This window comes from Rhizobium sp. 2MFCol3.1 (genome assembly GCF_000377565.1).
Taxonomy (GTDB): domain Bacteria; phylum Pseudomonadota; class Alphaproteobacteria; order Rhizobiales; family Rhizobiaceae; genus Rhizobium.
On the sequence record NZ_KB898355.1, the window covers coordinates 378215 to 401900 of the forward strand.

Annotated in this window: 21 protein-coding genes and 1 riboswitch; of the genes, 12 read left to right on the top strand and 9 right to left on the bottom strand. The window is 61.1% G+C overall.

The annotated features are described in order from the left end of the window. Nucleotides 1-80 precede the first annotated feature (80 nt). Nucleotides 81-303: riboswitch (cobalamin riboswitch) on the top strand. A 248-nt stretch (nucleotides 304-551) separates the two neighbouring features. Genes nrdH through nrdF form a run of 4 tightly spaced genes read left to right on the top strand, consistent with a single transcriptional unit; the run spans nucleotide 552 to nucleotide 4340 of the window. Beyond that, entirely contained in the window at nucleotides 552-773 is a 222-nt protein-coding gene (gene nrdH / locus D460_RS0107660; protein ID WP_018897946.1) for a glutaredoxin-like protein NrdH, read from the top strand. A gap of 10 nt (nucleotides 774-783) precedes the next feature. Further along, nucleotides 784-1197: a class Ib ribonucleoside-diphosphate reductase assembly flavoprotein NrdI gene (gene nrdI / locus D460_RS0107665; protein WP_018897947.1), complete on the top strand. Its 414-nt coding sequence runs from the start codon at nucleotides 784-786 to the stop codon at nucleotides 1195-1197. After that, complete coding sequence (gene nrdE, locus D460_RS0107670) at nucleotides 1167-3335, top strand: class 1b ribonucleoside-diphosphate reductase subunit alpha (protein ID WP_026282894.1); 2169 nt, start codon at nucleotides 1167-1169, stop codon at nucleotides 3333-3335. The genes nrdI and nrdE overlap by 31 nt, the downstream gene beginning before the upstream one ends. 15 nt (nucleotides 3336-3350) lie before the next feature. After that, nucleotides 3351-4340 (top strand): class 1b ribonucleoside-diphosphate reductase subunit beta, encoded by a 990-nt coding sequence (nrdF, locus tag D460_RS0107675; protein WP_026282895.1) that lies wholly within the window; start codon nucleotides 3351-3353, stop codon nucleotides 4338-4340. 46 nt (nucleotides 4341-4386) lie between these two features. Here the strand turns inward: nrdF and D460_RS0107680 are convergent, their stop codons facing one another. Further along, nucleotides 4387-5343, bottom strand: a complete 957-nt coding sequence (locus tag D460_RS0107680; RefSeq protein WP_018897950.1) for a hydrogen peroxide-inducible genes activator — start codon at nucleotides 5341-5343, stop codon at nucleotides 4387-4389. A 161-nt stretch (nucleotides 5344-5504) separates the two neighbouring features. On the opposite strand from D460_RS0107680, the gene katG reads away from it, so the two are divergent. Next, entirely contained in the window at nucleotides 5505-7679 is a 2175-nt protein-coding gene (gene katG / locus D460_RS0107685; RefSeq protein ID WP_018897951.1) for a catalase/peroxidase HPI, read from the top strand. 110 nt (nucleotides 7680-7789) lie between these two features. Here katG and D460_RS35865 read toward each other — a convergent pair whose 3' ends face one another. The 3 genes from D460_RS35865 to D460_RS0107700 all read right to left on the bottom strand — a co-directional run bounded on the left by D460_RS35865 (nucleotide 7790) and on the right by D460_RS0107700 (nucleotide 10176). Then, the gene (locus tag D460_RS35865; protein ID WP_018897952.1) at nucleotides 7790-7966 is read right to left on the bottom strand and encodes a hypothetical protein; all 177 of its coding nucleotides are present in this window, start codon (nucleotides 7964-7966) and stop codon (nucleotides 7790-7792) included. A 163-nt stretch (nucleotides 7967-8129) separates the two neighbouring features. After that, nucleotides 8130-8933 (bottom strand): SDR family oxidoreductase, encoded by an 804-nt coding sequence (locus D460_RS0107695; protein ID WP_018897953.1) that lies wholly within the window; start codon nucleotides 8931-8933, stop codon nucleotides 8130-8132. A gap of 1 nt (nucleotide 8934) precedes the next feature. After that, the gene (locus D460_RS0107700) at nucleotides 8935-10176 is read right to left on the bottom strand and encodes a multidrug effflux MFS transporter (protein ID WP_018897954.1); all 1242 of its coding nucleotides are present in this window, start codon (nucleotides 10174-10176) and stop codon (nucleotides 8935-8937) included. A 270-nt stretch (nucleotides 10177-10446) separates the two neighbouring features. On the opposite strand from D460_RS0107700, the gene D460_RS0107705 reads away from it, so the two are divergent. Genes D460_RS0107705 through D460_RS0107720 form a run of 4 tightly spaced genes read left to right on the top strand, consistent with a single transcriptional unit; the run spans nucleotide 10447 to nucleotide 14273 of the window. Beyond that, nucleotides 10447-11412, top strand: coding sequence for an ABC transporter substrate-binding protein (locus D460_RS0107705; protein WP_018897955.1), 966 nt, complete (start codon nucleotides 10447-10449; stop codon nucleotides 11410-11412). A gap of 19 nt (nucleotides 11413-11431) precedes the next feature. Then, on the top strand, nucleotides 11432-12436 hold the full coding sequence (locus tag D460_RS0107710; protein ID WP_026282897.1) for an iron ABC transporter permease: 1005 nt from the start codon (nucleotides 11432-11434) through the stop codon (nucleotides 12434-12436). Then, nucleotides 12433-13467 (top strand): iron ABC transporter permease, encoded by a 1035-nt coding sequence (locus D460_RS0107715; RefSeq protein ID WP_026282898.1) that lies wholly within the window; start codon nucleotides 12433-12435, stop codon nucleotides 13465-13467. The genes D460_RS0107710 and D460_RS0107715 overlap by 4 nt, the downstream gene beginning before the upstream one ends. 8 nt (nucleotides 13468-13475) lie before the next feature. Next, nucleotides 13476-14273 carry an ABC transporter ATP-binding protein gene (locus D460_RS0107720; RefSeq protein WP_018897958.1) on the top strand — a complete coding sequence of 266 codons (798 nt, stop codon included), beginning with the start codon at nucleotides 13476-13478 and terminating at the stop codon, nucleotides 14271-14273. On the opposite strand, the gene D460_RS0107725 is transcribed toward D460_RS0107720, so the two are convergent. Further along, nucleotides 14245-14943: a class I SAM-dependent methyltransferase gene (locus D460_RS0107725; protein WP_018897959.1), complete on the bottom strand. Its 699-nt coding sequence runs from the start codon at nucleotides 14941-14943 to the stop codon at nucleotides 14245-14247. The two genes, D460_RS0107720 and D460_RS0107725, sit on opposite strands and share 29 nt — an antisense overlap. An 83-nt stretch (nucleotides 14944-15026) precedes the next feature. Beyond that, nucleotides 15027-15929: a LysR family transcriptional regulator gene (locus D460_RS0107730; RefSeq protein WP_018897960.1), complete on the bottom strand. Its 903-nt coding sequence runs from the start codon at nucleotides 15927-15929 to the stop codon at nucleotides 15027-15029. A 177-nt stretch (nucleotides 15930-16106) separates the two neighbouring features. On the opposite strand from D460_RS0107730, the gene D460_RS0107735 reads away from it, so the two are divergent. Continuing rightward, nucleotides 16107-17516: an MFS transporter gene (locus D460_RS0107735; RefSeq protein WP_018897961.1), complete on the top strand. Its 1410-nt coding sequence runs from the start codon at nucleotides 16107-16109 to the stop codon at nucleotides 17514-17516. A gap of 49 nt (nucleotides 17517-17565) precedes the next feature. Here D460_RS0107735 and D460_RS0107740 read toward each other — a convergent pair whose 3' ends face one another. Further along, nucleotides 17566-18459: a LysR family transcriptional regulator gene (locus tag D460_RS0107740; RefSeq protein WP_018897962.1), complete on the bottom strand. Its 894-nt coding sequence runs from the start codon at nucleotides 18457-18459 to the stop codon at nucleotides 17566-17568. A 173-nt stretch (nucleotides 18460-18632) separates the two neighbouring features. On the opposite strand from D460_RS0107740, the gene D460_RS0107745 reads away from it, so the two are divergent. Both D460_RS0107745 and D460_RS0107750 read left to right on the top strand, forming a co-directional pair. Then, nucleotides 18633-19466: an SDR family oxidoreductase gene (locus tag D460_RS0107745; RefSeq protein WP_026282900.1), complete on the top strand. Its 834-nt coding sequence runs from the start codon at nucleotides 18633-18635 to the stop codon at nucleotides 19464-19466. Between the two features lie 50 nt (nucleotides 19467-19516). Beyond that, complete coding sequence (locus D460_RS0107750) at nucleotides 19517-20500, top strand: aldo/keto reductase (RefSeq protein ID WP_018897964.1); 984 nt, start codon at nucleotides 19517-19519, stop codon at nucleotides 20498-20500. Nucleotides 20501-20586: 86 nt separating this feature from the next. Here D460_RS0107750 and D460_RS0107755 read toward each other — a convergent pair whose 3' ends face one another. Further along, nucleotides 20587-21600 (bottom strand): porin, encoded by a 1014-nt coding sequence (locus tag D460_RS0107755; RefSeq protein ID WP_245267725.1) that lies wholly within the window; start codon nucleotides 21598-21600, stop codon nucleotides 20587-20589. Between the two features lie 282 nt (nucleotides 21601-21882). Next, nucleotides 21883-23658, bottom strand: a complete 1776-nt coding sequence (locus tag D460_RS0107760; RefSeq protein ID WP_018897966.1) for a helix-turn-helix domain-containing protein — start codon at nucleotides 23656-23658, stop codon at nucleotides 21883-21885. Nucleotides 23659-23686 lie beyond the last annotated feature (28 nt).

Here is a 23686-nt window from a genome sequence, read left to right on the forward strand (position 1 = left end):
ATTAGCGCGCCGCGCCACATTGTCCCCAGCTTTCATAGACCGGCCTCACAGCACCCGTTGACGCCAATTTCGCTTCATATACTATATCTAGTGTTCGAGGTTCTTCCGATTCGCGTCGGGAGCTAAGACGGGAATACGGTGCGTGAGGCCCATGACGGGCCAAACAATGCCGGAGCTGCCCCCGCAACTGTAAGCGGTGAGCATTCGATCGATACGTCCACTGGTGCCTTGAGGGCATTGGGAAGGCAGGTTGAATGTAACGACCCGCAAGCCAGGAGACCTGCCTTGCAACGAAAACGTCCACGGGCGGGGTGTCCGGAAGGTCGCGATTGCGTGCGGGATGTTGCCGTGCGTACCGCTTCCCCTGACCGCCGCATGAGCCACTTCGGGGTGAAGTCTTATGATCTTGAGTTTCGAATTCCGTCCGCGCGAGTGACGGGCGCCTGAGCGTCCGGCGACCGCAAGCGGCTGCCTTCATCATTCATCATTTTTGCCCGGACATCGGCGGATGTCCGATCGCTATCGCACGCCTATCCGACACGAGGATTACCATGACCATTACCGTCTACAGCAAGCCCGCCTGCGTCCAATGCACGGCGACTACCCGCGCGCTTGATCGCCAGGGGATTAACTATGACGTGATCGACGTCTCGACCGACATGGCGGCCTACGAACTCGTGCAGGGGCTCGGCTATCGCCAGGTTCCCGTCGTCGTTGCCGGCGATCAGCACTGGGCGGGCTTCCGTCCGGACATGATCAGCGCGCTGGCCTGAGGATCGGCCGATGGGTGAGCTCGTCTATTTCTCCAGCAGATCCGAGAACACCCACCGCTTCGTCGAAAAACTCGGACTGCCGGCATCGCGCATCCCCATCAGTGCCGAGCATACGCTTACCGCCGAACGTCCCTTTGTGCTTGTTGTCCCGACCTATTGCGGCGACGGCGGCAAGGGCGCCGTGCCCAAACAGGTCATCCGCTTTCTCAACGATGCGGACAACCGTTCGAACCTCCGGGGCGTGATCGCCGCGGGCAACAGCAACTTCGGCGAGACCTTCGGGCTTGCCGGCGACATCATATCCAGGAAATGCCAGGTGCCTTACCTCTACAGGTTCGAGCTTCTCGGCACGGATGAGGATGTCGCCAATGTCACACACGGATTGGAACGATTTTGGACACGGCAGTTCTCGAACGCCCCTTGAAGGCGACAGACACCAAGATAGTCGACGCGACGCTCGACTATCACGCGCTGAATGCCATGCTGAACCTCTATGACGAGGACGGCAGGATTCAGCTCGACAAGGATCGGCAGGCGGCGAAGCAGTATTTCCTGCAGCACGTGAACCAGAACACGGTGTTCTTCCACAATCTCCGGGAGAAGCTCGATTACCTCGTGACGGAGGGCTACTACGAGCAGGAGGTGCTGGACCAGTATTCATTCAATTTCGTCCGCGACCTGTTCGACCACGCCTACGACAAGAAGTTCCGCTTCCCGACCTTCCTCGGCGCCTTCAAATACTACACCAGCTATACGCTGAAGACCTTCGATGGAAAGCGCTACCTCGAGCGCTACGAAGACCGGATCTGCATGGTGGCACTGGCGCTGGCACGCGGCAATGAGGGGCTCGCCCGCGATATGGTCGACGAGATCATTTCCGGCCGTTTCCAGCCGGCGACGCCGACTTTTCTCAATGCGGGCAAGAAGCAGCGCGGCGAACTCGTCTCGTGCTTCCTGCTGCGTATCGAGGACAACATGGAGAGCATCGCTCGCGGCATCAATTCCGCCTTGCAGCTCTCCAAGCGCGGCGGCGGGGTCGCCCTGTCGCTGACGAACCTGCGCGAGGCCGGCGCGCCGATCAAGCAGATCGAAAACCAGTCGTCGGGCGTGATCCCGGTCATGAAGCTGCTGGAGGATAGTTTCTCCTACGCCAACCAGCTTGGCGCGCGCCAGGGCGCTGGTGCCGTCTATCTCAATGCCCACCACCCCGACATCATGCGCTTCCTCGACACCAAGCGCGAGAATGCCGACGAGAAGATCCGCATCAAGACGCTGTCGCTTGGCGTCGTCGTGCCCGATATCACCTTCGAACTCGCCAAGAACAACGAGGACATGTACCTGTTCTCGCCCTACGACGTCGAACGCGTCTATGGCGTCGCCTTCAGCGAGATCTCGGTTACCGAGAAATACCGCGAGATGGTAGCGGACAGCCGCATCAAGAAGAAAAAGATCAAGGCGCGCGATTTCTTCCAGGTGATCGCCGAGATCCAGTTCGAGAGCGGCTATCCCTACATCATGTTCGAAGACACGGTGAACAAGGCGAACCCGATTGCCGGCCGCATCACCATGAGCAACCTGTGCTCGGAAATCCTGCAGGTCAGCGATGCCAGCACCTATGATGCCGATCTCTCCTACGATCACATGGGCAAGGATATCTCCTGCAATCTCGGCTCGCTGAATATCGCCGCGACCATGGACTCGGCTGATTTCGGCAAGACGATCGAGACCTCGATCCGGGCGCTGACGGCTGTTTCCGACATGAGCAACATCACCTCGGTTCCATCGGTCGCCAAGGGCAATGCAGACAGCCACGCGATCGGTCTCGGCCAGATGAACCTGCACGGCTATCTCGCCCGCGAACGCATCTATTACGGCTCCGACGAAGGCGTCGATTTCACCAACATCTACTTCTACACCGTGACCTATCATGCGATCCGCGCTTCTAACCGGCTCGCGGTCGAGCGCGGCCAGAGCTTCAAGGGCTTCGAGAACTCGAAGTACGCCTCGGGCGACTATTTCGACAAATACACCGAGGCCGAATGGGCGCCGGCGACCGCGCGCGTCGCCGAACTGTTCGAGACGGCAGGCATCCACATCCCGACGCAGGACGACTGGCGCGAGCTGAAGCAGGCGGTCATGGAAGGCGGGCTTTATAACCAGAACCTGCAGGCCGTGCCGCCGACGGGCTCGATCTCCTACATCAACCACTCCACCTCATCGATCCACCCGATCGTCTCCAAGATCGAGATCCGCAAGGAGGGCAAGATCGGCCGCGTCTATTACCCGGCCGCCTTCATGACCAACGACAATCTCGACTACTACCAGGACGCCTACGAGATCGGGCCGGAGAAGATCATCGACACCTATGCGGCGGCCACCCAGCATGTCGACCAGGGCCTGTCGCTGACGCTGTTCTTCCGCGATACCGCGACGACGCGCGATATCAACAAGGCGCAGATCTACGCGTGGAAGAAGGGCATCAAGACCATCTACTACATCCGCCTTCGCCAGATGGCGCTGACCGGCACGGAAGTGCAGGGCTGCGTCTCCTGCGCCCTTTGATCTCAGGTGACCAAGATGAACATTCAAGTGAAGACCAGAACCCCGAAGGTCGCCGCTGCCGTGCGCGCCGTCAACTGGAACCGCATCGACGATGACAAGGATCTCGAGGTCTGGAACCGCCTCACCGGCAATTTCTGGCTGCCGGAGAAAGTGCCGCTGTCGAACGACATCCCATCCTGGGCCACGCTGAAGCCGGAAGAGCAGCAACTGACAATTCGCGTCTTCACCGGATTGACGCTGCTCGACACGATCCAGAACGGCGTCGGCTCGGTGAAACTCATGGCTGACGCAGCCACGCCGCATGAGGAGGCGGTCCTCTCCAACATCTCCTTCATGGAGGCGGTGCACGCACGCTCCTATTCGTCGATCTTCTCGACGCTGTGCTCGACACCCGATGTCGACGATGCCTATCGCTGGTCGGAGGAGAACGAGTTCCTGCAGCGGAAGTCGGCGCTGATCATGGAGCAGTACGCGTCCGATGATCCGCTGAAGAAGAAGGTCGCCTCGGTCTTCCTCGAGAGCTTCCTGTTTTATTCCGGCTTCTATCTGCCGATGTATTGGTCGAGCCGTGCCAAGCTCACCAACACCGCCGACATGATCCGCCTCATCATCCGCGACGAAGCCGTTCATGGCTACTATATCGGCTACAAGTTCCAGCGGGCAGTCGAGCGTTTGCCGGAAGCCCGCCGCCAGGAGATCAAGGACTTCGCCTTCGATCTGCTGCTGGAACTCTACGACAACGAGGCGAAATACACCGAGGCACTCTATGACGGCGTCGGCCTCACCGAGGACGTAAAGAAGTTCCTGCACTACAACGCCAACAAGGCGCTGATGAACCTCGGCTACGAGGCACTGTTCCCGGCGGAAGCGTGCAAGGTCAATCCGGCTATCCTATCGGCGCTATCGCCCAACGCCGACGAGAACCACGACTTCTTCTCAGGTTCCGGCTCATCCTATGTCATTGGCAAGGCAGTCGCTACCGAGGACGAAGACTGGGACTTCTAACGCTTAGGCGTAAGGCGCGGACAGCGAAGGCAAGTCCGTGCCTCCTTTAACCTGCGATCAAACGTTGAGGTTCCCGTCTGCCGACGCCAGCAAGGTCTGCAAACTCGCTCGTCTTTCGAGCGCCGGCCTCGCGGACGATGTCGGCGATGGGCCCGAATTGCGAGACCAGGGGATTGGTCTTGCGCCAGACCATGCCGATCGTGCGGAAGGGGCGGGGTTCCAGCAGGCGGAAGACGCTGACATCGGCCGAGCGCGTCTCGGTGCGCACCGCCATCTGCGGCAGCAGCGTTACGCCGATGCCGGCGCCCACCATCTGCACCAACGTGGTGAGCGAGCTTCCCTCCATCAGTTCGCGGGGTGGGGCTGCGGCGATGTTGCAGAAGGACAGCGCCTGTTCGCGGAAGCAATGCCCTTCTTCAAGCAGCAGCAGCCGCATCTCATGCAGCATTTCCGAGCTCGGAACCGGCTTGCCGGCATCCTCCAGCGGACGCACCAGAACGAACTCCTCATCGAAGAGCGGAATTTCCTCGAGCGTCGGTTCCGAGACGGGCAGGGCGACGATCGCGGCATCGAGCCTTGCCTCGTGCAGGTCTTCGATCAGTCGCTGGGTCACCGCCTCGCGTGGGCGTGGGTCCAGCCCGGGGTAGCGCTGTGTCAGCGTCTTGATGACATCGGGCAGCAGATAGGGGGCAATCGTCGGAATGACGCCGATACGAAGTCGGCCCGCAAGCGTTGTCTGGGTGGCGCGCGCCAGTTCGGCCAGATCGTCTACGGAGCGCAGAATGCCGCGCACGCGTTCGGCGAACTCCTCGCCGAGGCTGGTCAGCCTGATCTGCCTGCCGCCTCGCTCCACCAGCGGCGCGCCGATCAATTCTTCAAGTTCGCGGATCTGCACGGATAGCGCCGGCTGGGAAATCGAGCAGGCTTCGGCTGCGCGGCCGAAATGCCCCAACCGCGCCAGGGCTTCGAAATAACGCAAGTGCTTCATCGATAGGCCGATCATAACCAAAACCTATCAGACCCTTTAGAATATACAATTGGAATTTATCGGGCGACTTGCTTATTCCCTATCTCGGGACTTGAAGCCGACACGAGGTTCAACGGCCCGCTCAAAAATACTTGGCACGCGACGTCAACCCGAGTTCGAATTTAGGGAGAGTGAACGTGGACACGAAGACACCATCGACCGGCAAGTGTCCGGTCATGCACGGCGGCAACACGGCGCTGGGCAAATCGGTCACGCAGTGGTGGCCCAACGCGCTGAACCTAGACATCCTGAGCCAGCACGACACCAAGACCAATCCGCTCGGCAAGGATTTCAACTATCGCGAGGAACTGAAGAAGCTTGACGTGGAGGCGCTGAAGAGCGATCTGCGCGCCCTGATGACCGAAAGCCAGGAATGGTGGCCGGCCGACTGGGGCAGCTATGTCGGCATGATGGCCCGCGTTACTTGGCACGCAGCCGGTTCTTATCGCGCGGCCGATGGCCGTGGCGGCGCCAACACCGGCAACCAGCGTTTTGCACCACTGAATTCGTGGCCGGATAACGTCAACACCGACAAGGGCCGCCGTCTGCTGTGGCCGATCAAGAAGAAGTACGGCAACCGGATTTCCTGGGCCGACTTGATCGCGCTCGCCGGCACGATCGCCTATGACGTCGCCGGCTTGAAGACCTTCGGTTTCGGCTTCGGCCGCGAGGATATCTGGCAGCCGGAAAAGGACGTCTATTGGGGTGACGAGCAGGAATGGCTCGCGCCGAGCGACGGTCGCTACGGCGATGTCGCCAAACCCGCGACGCTTTCGAATCCGCTCGCGGCTGTCCAGATGGGTCTGATCTATGTCAACCCCGAGGGCGTCAACGGCAAGTCCGATCCGCTCGCAACCGCCGCGCAGATGCGCGAAACCTTTGCCCGTATGGGTATGGATGACGAGGAAACCGTGGCACTGACCGCCGGCGGCCACACGATCGGCAAGAGCCATGGCAACGGCAACCCCGCAGATCTCAGTGCTGATCCTGAAGCGGCCGGTCCGGAAGCCCAGGGCCTCGGATGGCTGAACACCAAGGGACGCGGCATCGGCCGGAATACCGTGGTGTCGGGTATCGAGGGCGCCTGGACGACCGAGCCGACCAAGTGGGACAACGGCTTCTTTGAAATGCTGTTCAAACATGAATGGCATCTGGTGAAGAGCCCGGCAGGTGCCACCCAGTGGGAGCCGATCTCGATCGCCGACGCCGACAAGCCTGTCGACGTGGAAGACCCGAGCATCCGCCTCAACCCGATGATGACGGACGCCGACATGGCGCTTCGGGTAGACCCGATCTACCGCGAAATCTCGCTGCGCTTCCGCGACGATTTCTCTGCCTTCTCGGATACCTTTGCTCGCGCCTGGTTCAAGCTGACCCACCGCGACATGGGCCCGAAGGCGCGCTACATCGGCCCGGACGTTCCGGCTGAAGACCTGCTCTGGCAGGACCCGATCCCGGCAGGCAGCACGAGCTACGATGTTTCGGCCGTCAAGGCGAAGATCGCTGCCTCGGGCCTCTCCGTTGCCGACCTCGTCAGCACGGCATGGGACAGCGCCCGCACCTTCCGTGGTTCGGACAATCGCGGCGGCGCCAACGGTGCCCGCATTCGGCTGGCGCCGCAGAAGGATTGGGCCGGTAACGAGCCTGAACGCCTTGCCCGTGTTCTGGCCGTGCTCGAACCGATCGCTGCCGCAAGCGGTGCGTCGGTCGCCGATGTCATCGTTCTTGCCGGTAACTACGGTGTCGAACAGGCAGCCAAGGCTGCCGGCTTCGATATCCAGGTGCCGTTCGCGGCCGGTCGTGGCGACGCCACTGCCGAACAGACCGATGCCGAGAGCTTCGCGCCGCTGGAGCCGCTCGCTGACGGCTTCCGCAACTGGCAGAAGGAGCACTATGTTGTTAGCGCCGAGGAACTCCTCCTCGACCGCGCCCAGCTGATGGGCCTGACCGCGCCTGAGATGACGGCTCTCGTCGGTGGCCTGCGCGTCATCGGCGCCAACCATGGCGGCAGCAGCCACGGCGTCTTCACGTCCAAGGTTGGTGCGCTGAGCACGGATTTCTTCGTCACGCTGACCGACATGGCCTATTCCTGGGTCCCGACCGGCCGCAACTCGTACGAGATCCGCGATCGCAAGACCGGCGCCGTCCGCTTCACCGCGACCCGTGCCGACCTCGTCTTCGGTTCGAATTCGGTGCTGCGCGCCTATGCCGAAGTCTACGCCCAGGACGACAGCAAGGAGAAGTTCGTGAAGGACTTCGTTGCCGCGTGGACGAAGGTGATGAACGCCGACCGTTTCGATCTGACCGCCTAACGGCGAAACGGTTTAAAGCAGGTCTCGACAATGACCTCCCGTGTGCCCAGCGCACGGGAGGTTTGTTATTTGACGTATGGGCGATCGCGCTGCCTCGGCGCGGGCTACGTCTATTTAGTTTTCTTGGAAGCACTTCCGGGGCGCTTGTCGTTTTGCGGTGCTGCCTTGTGCGCGGGATCTTTCCCGGCGTGCTCGCGCGCATGCGCTTCCGGGCCGGCAACGATGACACCATTCTGGTCCTCGTCGACGTGTTCCTTCGCGCGGCGGTTCGTAACGTCCTTGGCCATTGTTCCAGTCTCCTTTCGCGGCTCTCGCACGTTAATGACCGGACACGAGGCTTGTTCCATTAAGCGAAAAGAAAGCGCGCCCATCGTGGAGAAGGGCGCCTCGCCGTTGTCGGAGATGATGGAAGTCGACTTGTATTCTCGTGACCGGTCGTCTCGGCGAGCTTTAATGCCGGGATGTGGCCTTGGTGCGGATTTCGGCCATGTCGGCTGTCACCCGCGACGGCTCTTCGTTGGCCGGCATGTTCGCGGTGTCGCTAACGGCGTCGAGGGCACCGCCGATATCGGCCTGTAGTTCCGCGAAGAGCACGTCGAGATCGGGTTGAGCCGGTCCGGATTCGGCCACCAGCTCGAACGTCTTGCGCGCGGCGGGCTCCGAGGTGAGGCTCGCGACCAACACCTCGGCGATCTGTTGGCGGGCGATCACGCCGTCGCTCGGTGTGCCCGACTGGCGCTTGTCACCCTGCAGGAAGACGAGCTTGTGCTGGTTGGCGTCGTTGTAGTCAAACCAGCCGGGGCGGACGATGGTGTAGGAGAGGCCGCTCGCGCGGACCAGCCGCTCGGCTCGCCGCTTCCAATCATGCGATTCCGTCGCCAGATTGTAACTTCCCGTCCGGTTAGTCACGCCGATGGCGGTCATCAGGGCGATGCGGACGTCGTTGCGATTGATCAGGGCCAGGATATTGCGGACGCCGCCGTAATCGACGGTCTCGGCGCCAATTTTTCCACCGCCGTCCGAACCATGCGTGAAGATCACGGCATCAATGTCTTCGACAGCAGCTTTCAAGCTGTCTGTATTGGTCAAGTCGCCGATGGCCAGTTCGACCTTGTGGCCAAACTGCCGGCCGCGGCCGGCGTCACGCACCAACGCGCGCACGTCAAATCCTTTTCGCTGAGCCTCTGCCACGACGAGGCGACCGATGCTGCCCGTCGCGCCAACAACCAGTACCTTGCGCATCTTGTCGCTCATATCAGGTCCTTTCTGTTTCTCTCCGGGTCACCAAGATCGCGCATAATATGCAACCAAGACCCATCACACCAATGACCCAGCCCATCGGCCAGGGCGTTCCATCCGAAAACAGGCCGACGAGGCCGGAGCCGGCGATGCCGCTCCCATATTGAATTGCGCCGACCAGGGCAGAAACGGAGCCCGCCTGCTCCGGAAAATCGGAGAGAGCGCCGGCGATCGAATTGGCGACGATGAAGCCCGTCATCGAGACGAACACCAGAAGAGGGATGAACAGTCCCCATAGCCCGCCGAAGCCAAAGTAGGAGGCAAGTGCGAGAGCGACGCCCGCGAGCATCGCAATGATCGCGCCACGGATCAGGATCGTGTCCATTCCCAGCCGGTGAACCAGACGGGTATTCAGCAGATTGGTGATGACGATGCCGACGATCCCCGATCCAAAGAGCAGGCCGTAATATTCCGACGGAACGTGGTAATAGGTGATGAAAGCGAAGGGCGTTCCGGCGATGTAGGCGTACATGCCCGAATAAAAGAACGCACCCGCGCCGGCATAGCCGAGGATCCGGCGGTGGGTCAGCAGTTTGCCATATCGGCCGAACGCGCCGAGAAGCGGATCGTTGCGGCGCTTCTCGACCGGCAGGGTTTCTGGGAGGCTGAAGAGTGCCAGAAGGGTCGCGGCACCGAGAATGACAAGTGTCCAGAAGATCGCCCGCCAGCCAGCGACCGCTGCGATCTGGCCACCGAGGATCGGACCGAGAAGCGGTGCAATGGCCATGACTGCGATAAGCGTCGACAGCATCTGCGCGGCGCGCGCGCCCGTGAAGAGATCCCGGACCATGGCGCGTGACAGAACGACGCCGGCGCATGCGCCGACCGCCTGGACGATCCGCCAGATTATGATGGCTTCAACGCTTTGCGACATGGCGCAGCCGGCTGAGCCGATGATGAACAGCACGAGGCCAGCCGCGACCGGCAACCGGCGTCCGTATTTGTCGCTGATGGCGCCCCAGATCAACTGCCCAAGGCTGAAGCCAATCAGGAAGCCGGAAATGGTGAATTCAACACCTCCCGTACTCGCGCCTAGCGTTCGCGCCATTTCCGGCATGGCAGGAAGATAGAAGTCGGTCGAGATCGAGGCGAAGCCCATCAGCGCGCTGAGGATCGCAAGGATGTACCAAGGGCTTGAACGCTGAACGACGATTTCGCTCGCGTCGCCGAAGGACACGGTTTCTGTTTCGGATGACATGGTAAGCTTCAATGCCCGTTCGTCTTGTTCGGCATCCCGGATCGCACTGTCGCGACGGTGCGGAGTCTGGGATCACGATAGGGCTGAATTTAGCGGCAATCATTCCAGTTGATTAGATACTGGCTCCGGGATGAACTTATGCTCTGCATTCATATAACCGCGCCGGCAACAGGCGAATATGCCGCTCGCAGCTGACGGCTCAAAAAGTTGATTGCGAAACTCCGCTTTCGATACTAAACGGGTAGTGACGATTAGCTGGAGGAGGTCGGCATGGCGAGCACACGTAACTTCGCAACCCTGTTTGGAATGATTGCATTTCTGCTCGCAGGCGCGAGCTATGCCGAGGACGCCAAGACCGTGACTGTCAAGGATGACCGTGGCGTCGAGGTCCAGGTGCCGGCTCAGCCGAAGCGGATTGCATCGATTTCCTATTTCGCCGACGATGTCGCGCTTGCGCTTGGCATCAAGCCCGTTGCGAGCACCTATATGGTTGCCGATCGCGCACCCGACTTTCTCCTGGGACTGACCAAGGATGCAAAGCAGATCGGCCAGCGTGCCAAGCCCAATCTGGAGCTTCTATCCGAAGCAAAGCCCGACCTCATTGTAGCAATCAAGCGATACACGGTCGGCAACGCGCCGCAGCTTGAAAAGATCGCGCCCTATGTCGCCTACAACATGGAACTGCTCGACGGCAGCGACAAGGAGATCGCCGAGCTGTCGAAAATCCTTGGCCAGCCCGAACGTGGCATTGAGCTGAACAAGTCGTTCCGCGCCCACCTCGCCGAGACCGCCGAAAAGGCGCCAAAGGACGTGCATCCGAGATACGCGATCATGTGGGGCGGCGAGGTGCCGTTCGCGTTCCACGACGAGAACACTTCCGCGTCGATCCTTAATGCCATTGGCGGCCAGAACATCGCCGGGCCGATGTCTGCTGGCGGCGAGTTCGGTATCGATCTCAGCCTTGAAACCATGCTCGAGAAGGACCCAGAGGTTCTCTTCATTTATGATTACGGTCCGGATCGTCCGCATGAGAACAATCCGATCTGGAGCCAGCTTACCGCCGTCAAGAACAAGCGCGTCTACTATGTCGGCGATCTATGGGTGGAGACCAATGGCCCGATCGCCCGCGAAATCGTCTTGCGCGAAGCTGCTCACTATCTCTACCCCGACGCCTTCCCGGCGGTCGATGTGAAGACGGAAGCCGCAAAGCTGATCCCGGCCACGATTCAGAACTGACAAGCCGATCGTGACAGCCATGGACGCCAGGAGATCCCTGATTGCGATGACACTCATCGCAATCGCGACGGCGATGGTCATTTGCCTCGGGCTTCTGCCCGGCGCTAAAATGCTGTCGGTCGGGGCGGTGCTCCGCGTATTGCTGGAGCCCGATGGAAAGATCGATTCCATTCTCGTCTGGACATTGAGGCTACCCCGAAGCCTTGACGCCGCGGTGGCAGGAGCGGGGCTGGCCGTCTCCGGCTACCTGCTGCAAACGCTGACCAGGAACCCGCTCGCCGATCCCGGCATCACGGGGGTGACGGCCGGGGCCATCGCGCCGATCGTGGTTTTCTTCGTGTTCGTGCCGTCTCTCTCGTCGGCCTACTACCCTCTGGTTGGCCTATTGGGCGGGACCGCTGCTGCTCTGGTAACGTTCTGGGTTGCGCGCGGCGGAAACGGACGCCCGCTGCATCTGGCGCTTGGCGGCCTCAGTGTCTCGCTCTTTCTCGGTGCGATCACGATCTATGTTCTGTTGCGCGCCGGTCCCCAATCGACGGCATTGCTGTTTTGGATATCCGGCGGCTTCTCCGGCCGGACATGGTCTCACCTGGTGCTGATGCTGCCATGGGTCATCACCGGCGTAGCAGGGGCGCTGGCTCTTCACCGCGTAATCTCGATGTTTTCGCTGAGCGACCATGCCGCTGCGGGCATGGGCGTTCAATTGCGCCTGTGGAAGCCGGTGCTGCTGATCCTCGGGATCTGTCCCGTGGCCGGCGTCGCGCCGGTCGCCGGTCCGGTCGCGTTTGTCGGTCTCGCGGCGCCGCACATCGCCCGGCTGTTGCGCCCGGCAAGTACCATTTGGGAGATCGGCATCACGGCGGCGATCGGGGCGCTGATCGTCTCGACCGCCGACCTCATTGCGCGCACGGTAGCCATTCCAAAGGAATTGCCTGTCGGCATCATGACCGCGCTGTTGGGCGGCCCGATCTTCGTCTATCTCATCCAGCGCGGCCGCCTGGATTTCCAAGGTGACACGACATGACGGCGGGCGTGACGAGCACAACGCAGGCAAGGCCGTGGATATTACCGGTCTCGATATCACTCGTCGTCGCATCTTTCCTCGCGGCAGTGCTTCTCGGGGTAGTGGATATCCCGGCGCGCGACGTCATAGCCGTGTTCAGTGGAAACGGTTCGCCGGAAGCGAAATCGATCATTCTCGATCTTCGCCTGCCGCGGATCGCGACGGGCATCCTTGCCGGCATTCAGTTCGCGCTGGCGGGGTATCTCTTGCAGACGATTACCCGCAACCCTCTGGCCGATCCATCCCTCATGGGCGTCTCCCAAGGGGCCACGCTGACGGTCACCATCTTCCTGCTGTTCACCGTCTACATCTTCAATCCGGGCTCGAATACGCTGGCAGAACTGCCGATCGCGTGGCTTCCGGTAGCGGGCACGGTGGGCGGCATGGCGGCCGGTGGTCTCATCTATCTCATGGCCTTCCGGCTTGAACTCAGCCCGTTGCGCATCACGCTGTGCGGCATCGCGATCGGCGCGGTTCTGCACGCCCTTGCGATTGGCCTCATCGCGGGGTGGGGATCGGCACGCATCGAGATCATCCTCGAATGGCTATCCGGCAGCCTGTATGCGCGGACATGGGATCACGCCTTGTTCCTCTTGCCCTTCACAGTTGCCGGACTGGCCGTCCTGCCGGTCATCTACCGGCCACTATCGATCCTGCAATTCGATCCCACGGTCGCCCGATCGTTCGGCCTTTCCTATCGCAAGCAGTTCTCGCTTGTGCTGCTGATCTCCTGCGCGTTGGCCGCAAGTGCTGTCGGCGCGGTCGGGCCGATCGTTTTCGTCGGGCTGGTGGTGCCGCATCTGGCGCGGTTCCTCGGCGGACGCCATTTCTCGCTTGTGCTGTCGCTCACCATCGTGCTGGGCGCGGTTATCGTTACGCTCGGCGATCTTGTCGGGCGCTTGGCTGGCGGGGCGGAGGAAGTGCCGATCGGCGTCGTCACCGCCATCCTCGGCGTCCCCGTGTTGATCGCCCTCCTTCGTAAGCTTCCGTGAGGCCCGGCATGCCCCTTTCTTGCACCCAACTATCGGTCCAATACGGTCGGCGGACGGCGCTGAGCGAGTTCGACCTCTCTCTGGAAAAAGGCGAGATCCGCGCGCTTATTGGCCCCAATGGCTCGGGAAAGAGCACGGCGCTCCAAGCGCTCGCGGGATTACTTGCCCCTTCGCAGGGCGAAGCGAGGATCGACGGCACGGTGGTCTCGAAGATGTCACGCCGCGCGATCGCCAAAAGGCTCGCATTCCTGCCGCAGCAGCCGACGGCTCCCGACGAAATGACAGTCGCCCAGCTTGTTCGACAGGGCCGGTTTCCGCACGTCGGGCTGTTTCGTTCCTATAAGGCCGAGGACGAGCGCGCGATCGAATGGGCGATCGAAAGCACCGGCCTCGCAAGACTTGCCGACCGGGCGCTACAGGAACTGTCCGGCGGCGAGCGGCAGCGCGCCTGGATTTCGGCCGCGTTGGCGCAGGAAGCCGGTATCCTCTTGCTCGACGAGCCGACATCTTTCCTCGATATCGGCTACCAGGTCGAAGTGCTTGATCTCGTTCATCGCCTCAGCCGGGAGCGAGGGGTGACGATCGTCATGGCGATCCATGACATCAATCAGGCGATCGCCGTCAGCGACCGGATCACGCTGCTTGAGCGCGGCGAATTGCGCTTCGACGGCGAGCCGAGGGCGCTGGCGGAAAGTGGTTTAATCGAAAGCACTTTCCGGGTTCGCGGGCAGTTCGTCGAGGTGGGCGCCGGCAAGCCGCCGCATTTCGATGTCGAGCTTACGCGGCTCCAGCGTTCCGACCCTTGACCAGGCGGAAGACGATCTTCGTCTGGGTATAGTAATCGAGCGCGTCCGCGAAATCCGGCGTCCAGCCATCGGCGATGAAGGGGATGAAACCGTCATATTCGAGCTTGCGGCCGGAAACTTCGAAGCCCGCCTTGGCGAAGGCTCGCCCGTAGTCTGAAATTGAACGGTCCTGCACGACGGTGTTGGTTTTCTTGGCCACCAGCTCGCGCCATTTCGGCCACAGCGGATTGTCGGTGTGGCAACCGGTGACGGCGTAGTAGACGCCGCCAGGCTTCAGCGCCTTGAAGATGTCGTCCGCGTGGGCATCAATGTCCTCCACCAGGTAAATGACCTCGTGGCTGATCGCGAGATCGAATTCCTCGACCCATCCTTCCAGCGAGCCGCCGACCGCGTGCTGAACGGGGATGTTGCCCTTGAAAGCTTCCGCCTTTGCGATCGAGTGCTCGGCTATATCGATGCCGAGCGCCTTGCGGAACGGGCGGATCGCATAGAGGTGACGCAGCAGGCCGCCTTGATTGCAGCCGTAATCGAGGACGCTCTTCTCGGAAAGATCGCGCTCGACGATGAGGTCGATCAGATGCCGCCAGATCGGAGCATGACCATCGGACATGCGATCCTCGGCATCGGGGTCCACATACCAAGTGGTGATGGTTTTGGCATTCTGACTCATCCCTGGCTCCCAAGAGTGCTTTGCTTACAGTCTCTTAGCCCACGCAGACCGGCATGTGTAGGAAAAACGTCCCGTCTTGATGATCAAGCGGAAGGCGAGCGATACTTCAGAGCGTCAATCAAGAGCCGCATTGCCGGGGATGCGGCGCGATGCGCTGGAAAGTAGAGGTGATATCCGTCGAAGGGTTGGCACCAGTCGTCAAGCACCTGGACCAGCGATCCGGCCTCCAGATAGGACGAGACGGCGCTTTCGACGAGAAATCCAATGCCATGGCCGGCCAAAGCCGCCTTCAGCGCCAAGGATGAATTATTCACCGTCAGTTGGCCCTCGACCCGTGTCTTGATCTCGCGACCGTCCTTTTCGAACTCCCAGGCGTAGACGCCACCCGACGCGACAAAGCGCATGTTGATGCACCGGTGTCGAGTGAGGTCAGCCGGCGTCTCGGGCACGCCATACCGCGCGAGGTAGTCGGGCGAGGCAAAGGCGATCATCCGCAATTTTGGTCCGATCCTGACGGCGATCATATCCTTCTCTACCCGCTCGCCCAAGCGCACGCCTGCATCGAAACGTTCGGCGACGATGTCAACCAAACCGTTGCTGATATTCAGTTCGACGTTGATGTCAGGATAGGCCGCCGTCAGCCGGGAGACCGCTGGCCAAACGATTGTTTCCGCCGCGTGTTCCGTCAGCGAGATGCGGATCGTGCCCGCCGGCTTGTCCTTGAGTTCCAACAACTCGGTCATCCTGTCATCGACGCTTTCGAAGGCGGGCGCCAGGACCTCGAGAAGCTTTTCTCCGGCGGCGGTGGGCGCGATGCTGCGGGTGGTGCGCGCTAGAAGCCGTATCCCGAGACGCGCCTCGAGCCGGCGGATGCTGTGGCTTATGCCCGATTGCGACAGACCGAGCTGTGCCGCAGCTGCGGTAAAGCTCGATTGCTGCGCCACGACCAGGAACACCGCGAGGTCGGAGATATCTTCCCTTTTCAACTGTCCATTCCCTGATCTCTTTTCATGACTGTTAGTCATAAGGCTGATCAGCATTCGGCGTCTAATTAATTTATCGCGACCGGTTATACTCCGTCGGGAAACTGGCAGCCCGCCGCCACGTCCGACGTATAGGCGACGATACGCGGGCATTCATCATCCCCCGGAACACCGACAATCATGCAAACGACATCCGCGACCATTCCAGCGAAAAGCATGCCCGCACTCTGGATCATTCTGATCAGCTTCTCGATGATCGTCATCGACAACTCGATCGTCTTCACCGGCCTCAACAAGATCCAGTCCGAACTAGGTTTCACAGATGAGGGCCTGTCATGGATCTCCAGCATATATGCGCTGTTCTTCGGCGGCTTTCTGCTGCTAGGGGCCCGCGCCGGTGATCTCTTTGGTCGCCGTCGCGTCTTCAAGGCGGGCCTGGTGCTGTTCTCCGCTGCATCGCTTGCCATATGCTTTGCGCCTAACCCGCTCGTGCTGGTCATATCGCGGGCGGTGCAAGGCATTGGCGCCGCGATCATCGCGCCCGCGACACTCGCACTGCTGCAGGCGGAATTTCCACCGGGCGCCACGCGCACGCGCGCCATTTCCTATTACGCCGCCGCCGGGGGCGTTTCGGCGAGCGTGGGCCTGGTGGTCGGCGGGCTGTTTGCCGGCTGGCTTTCGTGGCGCGTCGGGTTTTTCATCAACGTGCCGATCGGCCTTGCCCTTATCTGGACCCTGAACCGGTTCACGAATGAGGGCAAAGGGCAGGCCGGGCGCATCGATTTCGGCGGCGGGATTGTCTCGACGGTTGCGATCGGCCTTCTCCTCTTCGCGATCGAGCGAACGGCGACGCTCGGCTGGACGGATGCCGGAACGCTACTTTGCATCGGCACCGGTTTGGTGCTGATTGCCATCTTCGTTGTGATCGAAGCGCGCGTTTCCACGCCCTTGATGCCGCTCCGTCTGTTCGCGGCACCCGAGCGGGCAGGCGCCTATGCCGCGCGCGCGCTGTTTCTCGGTGCGAATATGAGCTTCTACTTCTACATCAGCCAGTTCATGCAAGGCGTACAGGGAATGAACGCGGCTTCCGCCGGCGCGGCCTTCCTGCCGTCCACGCTCGTCAACTTTGCCACCGCAATGATCGTCGCACGCTTCATCAATCGCTTCGGCAACGGTCCCGTGGCGATCGTGACGGTGTCCTGCGGCCTGACAGGCATGATCTTGCTGGCGCTCCTGTCGCCGACATCGAGTTATCTCGGCGGCCTGCTTATCCCGACGATCCTTGTCGGTATCGGCCAGGGGGGCACGATTGCGCCACTGACGAATGCAGCCTTGTCCAATGTCGCGCGAGAGGACGCTGGCGCGGTATCCGGTATCATCAATGTCGCGCACCAACTGGGCGCGTCGCTCGGTATCGGCATTGTGACCGCCTACGCTGCGGGCGCCGATCCTTCACTTTCCGCCGCGCCATTTCTTGCGGAGAGAACGCATCTCGCCATGGTCGCCGCATCCGCGATGATGATCGCGTCGCTGGCGATTGTAGTGTTGGTGCTGACGCGCGGATCGAAACCGGTCGCCGCTTCGGCGTGACAGATGTGCGCCGACCATAGGTCGCACTCGTTCCCACGAACCAGCTCAGTCATCGCCGATGTCGCAACGCCTTCAGGAGCACGTCGAATGCCGGGGAGAGCTGCCGGCGGCTGGGGTAATAAATGTGGTAGCCCGCGAAGGGCGGGCACCAATCATCGAGAACACGCACGAGACGGCCATCTTTGATCTGCGGCAGCACCTGGTCCTCCATGGTGATCGCGATGCCGATGCCAGCCTCGGCGGCGCGCACGTTGCTGGCCATGTTGTTGACGAGCAGCTGCCCCTCGACGCGGACATGTAGATCTCGCCCATCCTTGGCAAACTCCCAGACATAAAGACCCCCGGCGCTCGGCATGCGGATGTTGATGCAGGAATGCCGTGTCAGGTCGTTCGGCGTCCGTGGCGTGCCATGCGTGGCGAGATAGGACGGCGTCGCAACGACTGCCATCCGCATCTCGGGCCCGATGCGCACCGCGATCATGTCCTTGCCGACCTGCTCGCCGAGGCGCACGCCGGCGTCGAACCGTTGCTCGACGATATCGGTCAGGGCGGAATCGATAGACAACTCGACCTTGACGTCGGGATAGCGGCGCAGGACCTGCTCCACGGCGGGCCAGATCAATGTATCGGCTGCGTGCTGCCCCGTGGTGATCCTGACGAGGCCGGCCGGCTTGTCTCGGAAGCGGCCAAGCGCCAGAAGTCGCGCGTCGATATCGGCAATGGCTGGGCGAAGCGTCGATAGCAGCTCTTCTCCCGCCTCTGTCGGCGCGACATTGCGTGTACTGCGGATCAGGAGACGGATGCCGAGACGCTCCTCGAGGCGCCGCACGGTCTGGCTCAGCGCCGATTGTGACGTCGCCAGTCTCGCAGCCGCCCGCGTGAAGCTGCGCTCGTCCGCGACGGTCATGAATGCGATCAGATCACCGATTTCGTCGTGTCTCACTTATAAGCTCCCGGTATAGACGAAATTACCATTTAGCGGATTATCGACAAAAGCGGAATGCCGTAGCTTGCCTGTGAGAAGACACGGGGTCGGGCGGAACATGGACCGCGAGCCAGACATGGAATGGCATGTCGCTTCCGCTCCGCGCGCCCGAAACGCAAAAAGGAATTAGCATGAAAAAGGATGTTGTCGTCATCATCGGTGCGGGTGGCATTGGCATGGCCATCGCCCGCCGGCAGGGTATCGGCAAGACGGTGCTGCTGGCCGATGTCAACGAAAAGACCGTGCAGCAGGCCGCTGAAGAGCTGCGTGGCGCGAGCTACACAGTGGAAACCCGTGCAGTGGACGTTTCGTCGCGTGAAAGCGTTGCCGCGCTCGCCGATTACGCCGCGACGCTCGGTGCTGTGATGCAGGTGGTCAATACGGCCGGGCTCTCGCCGAACATGGCGCCCGTCGACAAGGTGCTGGAGGTGGACCTCTACGGCGCTGCCGTCGTCTTCGACGAGTTCGAGCGTGTGATAGCGCCGGGCGGGGCCGGTCTCGTCATCTCCAGCATGGCCGGGCACATGATGCCGACGCTCCCGCCGGAGCAGGACCATGCGCTTGCCTTCACCCCGACGGAAGAGCTGCTTGCTCTGCCGTTCCTGCAGGCGGACGCGGTTCCCAACACGCTGGTCGCCTACATGATCGCCAAGCGGGCGAACCACCTGCGCGTGCAGGCCACCGCCATGAGCTGGGGCGAGAAAGGCGCGCGTGTCAATTCGATCAGCCCCGGCATCATCGTCACGCCGCTTGCACGCCATGAGCTGGAATCGGAGATCGGTGATATCTACCGCGCCATGGTCGAAGCTTCGCCCGTCAAGCGCATGGCGCCGCCGGAGGAAGTCGCGTTGGCCGCGGCCTATCTGCTCGGCCCGGACGCCGGCTTCGTCACCGGTAGCGATCTCTTGATAGACGGCGGCGTGATTGCAGCCATGCGCGCCGGCAAGCTTCCGACGCCAGGCTGACCACTTGCTTGAACGATCCAACCCTTGCTCTCAATGAAGGACGGAATCTCATGAAGACACGCAAACTCGGTACTCTCGAAGTATCGGAAATCGGCTATGGCACGATGAGCTTCGCGCCCAGTTACGGCCAGGCGCCGGATGCAGGCGAAGCGATCCGCGTTATTCGCGGCGCCCACGAACTCGGCGTCACGTTTTTCGATACGGCCGAGGCCTATGGCCCCTGGACGAATGAAGAGTTGGTCGGCGAGGCCTTGGCGCCTGTCCGCGACAAGGTGCTCATCGCGACGAAGTTCGGCTTCAAGTTTGTGCCGGGACAGGGCATCGTCGGATTGGACAGCCGTCCCGAACAGATCAAGGCGGTGGCCGAGGCCTCGCTTAAGCGCTTGCGTACGGATGTCATCGACCTATTCTATCAGCACCGCGTCGACCCGGGCGTGCCGATCGAGGATGTCGCCGGCGCGGTCAAGGATCTCATCGGCGAGGGCAAGCTCAGGCATTTCGGCCTTTCGGAGGCTGCGGCCGGGACCGTGCGCCGCGCGCATGCGGTTCAGCCGATTACAGCCATTCAGAGCGAATATTCGCTTTGGACCCGCGATCCAGAGCCCGAGATCCTGCAATTGTGCGAGGAGCTCGGCATCGGCTTCGTTCCCTGGAGCCCGCTTGGCCAGGGCTTTCTGACCGGCAAGATCGACACCACAACTGCGTTCGACGCCACGGATATGCGCAAGCTTTTCCCGCGGTTCACGCCTGAGGCGATGGAGGCCAACAAGGCAATCGTCGATCTCCTGCAGGAATTGGCCGTCGCCAAGAAGGCAACGCCGGCTCAGATCGCCATCGCATGGCTTCTCACCCGCAAGCCCTGGATCGTGCCCATCCCGGGTACGCGCAACCTGAAGCGTGTCGAGGAGAATATCGGCGCCAGCGACGTTGTGCTGACGGCCGAAGACTTGGCCGAGATCGAAAAGGCGGCGGCGGGCATTGCGATCGAAGGCGCGCGCTTGCCGCAAGCCTTGCTGCAAATGTCCTACAAATAGGCCATGACGCCGGGTTCTTCCCGGCTCACCGGCAACGAAACTGTCGGGCGCATCATCGTCGCCCGACAGATAGAGCTTATTGCATATTAGAAGCGACGTTCGATGCGAACGACACCCGACCATGCGTCGTCATGGACCGAACCCCAGCGCATGTAGGTGATTTCCGGCTGAATGAAGAGGTCGTTGACGGGAAGGAACTTCAGGTTGGCGGTTGCCGAGAAGATATCCGAATCCGTATAGGCGACCTGAATGTTCGCCTTGACCTTCTCGCTCAGCGAGCCACCGAGCGCGCCCCAGACAGCCCAGTCACCCCAGCCGCACAGATAGCCCTGGCCCGGAGGGCAATTGCCTTCTGCCTGGAAGGTACCGGCATACCTGTTCAGCGAATGGCCATCGGAATTCCAGGCGACCATCAGCATTGCGGAGATGTCGTTGATCTGCGCATCGATACGCGCCTTTACAGCGCCTTCCTGCGCGACGGCGTCGTAGCCGCCGATGACCTTGAATGCCCAGTTGCCCACCTGATATCCAATGCCGGCGACGACGTCGGGGCCGCGGGTCGTGGCCGATCCGGTGCGCCAGGCGCCATCGTAGCTATAGCTGTCCTCCGTTCCGGAGTTGGAATCTTCAAGCGAGACCACGCCCGAGAAGCCAGTTTCGCTCTGGAACGTGTAGGTCAGCTGATTGACTTCGTAGGGGCCGTAATAGATCACGTCGTCGCGAACGACATCGCCAGAGTAGTAGGTAAAGGCGTTGAACTGCGAGTCCGAACGGCCAACCAGCAGTCCACCGAGCTGGATATAGGCCGACGGCATGCTGATCAGCGTAAAGGCGCCGTAATTGTCATAGCGCGGCGTGATCTTGGCCTTCAGCGTTCCCCATTCGGTTTCGCTTGCTGCTTCGAATTCGACTTCCGCACGTGTGAAGAAATCCGGGCTGTAGCTGTTGACGCTGCGATCGTATGGGCTGCTCGTCGCGATCTCAGCACGTACTTTTCCGCCTACCCGCAGGCAGGTTTCGGTACCGGGAAGATAGAAAAAGCCTGCGCCATACATGTCGCAAACGCGGACGTATTCGACCGGCTCTGGGCTGCTTGCCACAATCGCATCAGCCGCATATGCCAGTGGCGCCCCGAAAACCGTAACCGTACTGGCGAGTAAGATAGTTTTTTTAAGCAATAAACTGCTCCTTTTTACACCCCTCTGTGGCCGATCGAAAACAACCGGCGTCGAGCAGCTTCCATGTATTCGGCAACATGTTTCAAGCTTAAAACGATGGAATTGGCAGGCGTTTTTCCGCAATAAGTTGGAAGGGGTAGCAGGCGGGCGCGCGAAAACGCCGCGTGCGGTCAGGCACGCGGCGCAATCTGGGATTATTCTCCCTTAGATGCGGTCGGAGACGGAGCCTTGCGAGGATTTGAGCATCCCATCCAGGCGAAGGGCCATGTCGATCGTGAAGCGAATCTCGCTGTCGCGCAGATCGAGATCGAACAATTCGAGAATGCGCTCGATGCGATAGCGTATCGTGGTGATATGGAGGTTGAGCTCGTCGGCGGTAGCCTGAAGTCTCGAGCTGTTTCGCACGACGGCGACTAGGGTCTCGAAGAAGGGTGTTCCGTGGGCCGCGTCATGGTCCCTGATATGATTCAAGGCATTGTTGCAGAACTCTTCGGCAAGCGAATAATCTACGATATCAGCCAATATACCGAATACGCCCGCATCGACATTGAGCAGGCGGCCGTGCTTGCCATGCTTGGTGGCCCATTGCGCAAGGCGGATGGTCTTGCGCCACGCCGAGGGATAATCCTGCAATTCGTTACACTGCGCGGATTCGATCAGGATCGGTTGCAGGCCTGTGCTGCGCCGTAGCTCCGACAGCAGCCGTTCGCCGAAGTCGACGCCGACGGTCTGGTTGCCTGTCGAAGGCACGAGCAGGACCAAAAAATCGTCGACGATACCATGGGCAATACGGATTTCCGTGTCTTTCAACACGCGCTCCAGCGCCCAGGTGACGATGCTGCTCGAAGACGGCTGTTTATCTCCGAACTTCAGCGCGAAAACCTTGTGTGACTGGCGTAGGTGCGGCCAATCTTCGCCATCGCGCATCGATGCGGCGATGTTTCCTTCCAAGAGATTGCGGATGTAGAGCGATGCGGAGTAGGCGCGGGCCTCCCTGCCGACATGGCCGCGAAGCAGCCCGACCGAAAGCGCGATCCAGATCGATTCCGCGGCGCGGATTACGTCGTCGTCGAGCAGGCCGTCACCGTCCAATGCTATGCCACCAACGGTCTCGCCGCCGGCGAAGACAGCTTCGGCGAAAACAGGGAATTTGCGGCGGCGCCCGGCTTCCGTCAGTTCCAGTTCTGAGCGCTGGCGGAAGCGGCCGGGCGGGAGACCCTGGAAGAGCTTGTCCACCTGGCGCCAGCCCTCCGCCGAGTTCAGAAAGCCGGCGATGGTCTTGCTGCTCTCGAAATTGCCGGCATGGGCTCTGCCCGAGACAAAGTCCGCGATGATGAAGCCGGTGTTCAAGTGCCGCTGGCAGAGTTCTACGATCATGTCGATCGACGCGCCGTTGACGACGTCGGTCACGAGGCGCTGCTGGATGGTCAGCAGCGATTCGAAGCGTGCTGCGACAGCCTTTTCGGCCGACAGCCGCTGCCCTTTTTCCACGGCCATGCCGGCAAGGTTGGCGAATGTCTCGAGATAGGCCATCATTTCATCGCTAATCGCCAGCGGATCGGAGGACTGGATCGAGATGACGATCGGCCGACCCTGGCTGTCGAGAACCCGCAATGGCAACAGGACGACGGTGCGAAACCGCTGGATCTGCGCTTCCGTCCAATAAGAGAGGTAGCGCTTGTCCGTTAGGGCATCGGCGATGACAAGCGGCTTTCCGCTGCGCACCACTTCGGCTGTCGGGCTGACATCGAGGGTCCAGGTCCCAGGTCTGGACCGGTCGCTGATCGCCCGGCTGAAATGTGCGATCTGCACCGCCGACTGTTCGGCTTCATCGACGGCGATGATCGAGCTCGACTGCCAGGCGGACTGGAAGCAGATAGCGTAGGCCAGACGCTCAAGAACGTCTTGCGCGTCCTTGCCATCGTGCACAATGCGGGAGATATCTCCCAAGCTTTTCAGATAAACGTTCGTATCACTCATGGACGTCAAGACACCAGTGCAACTGCAA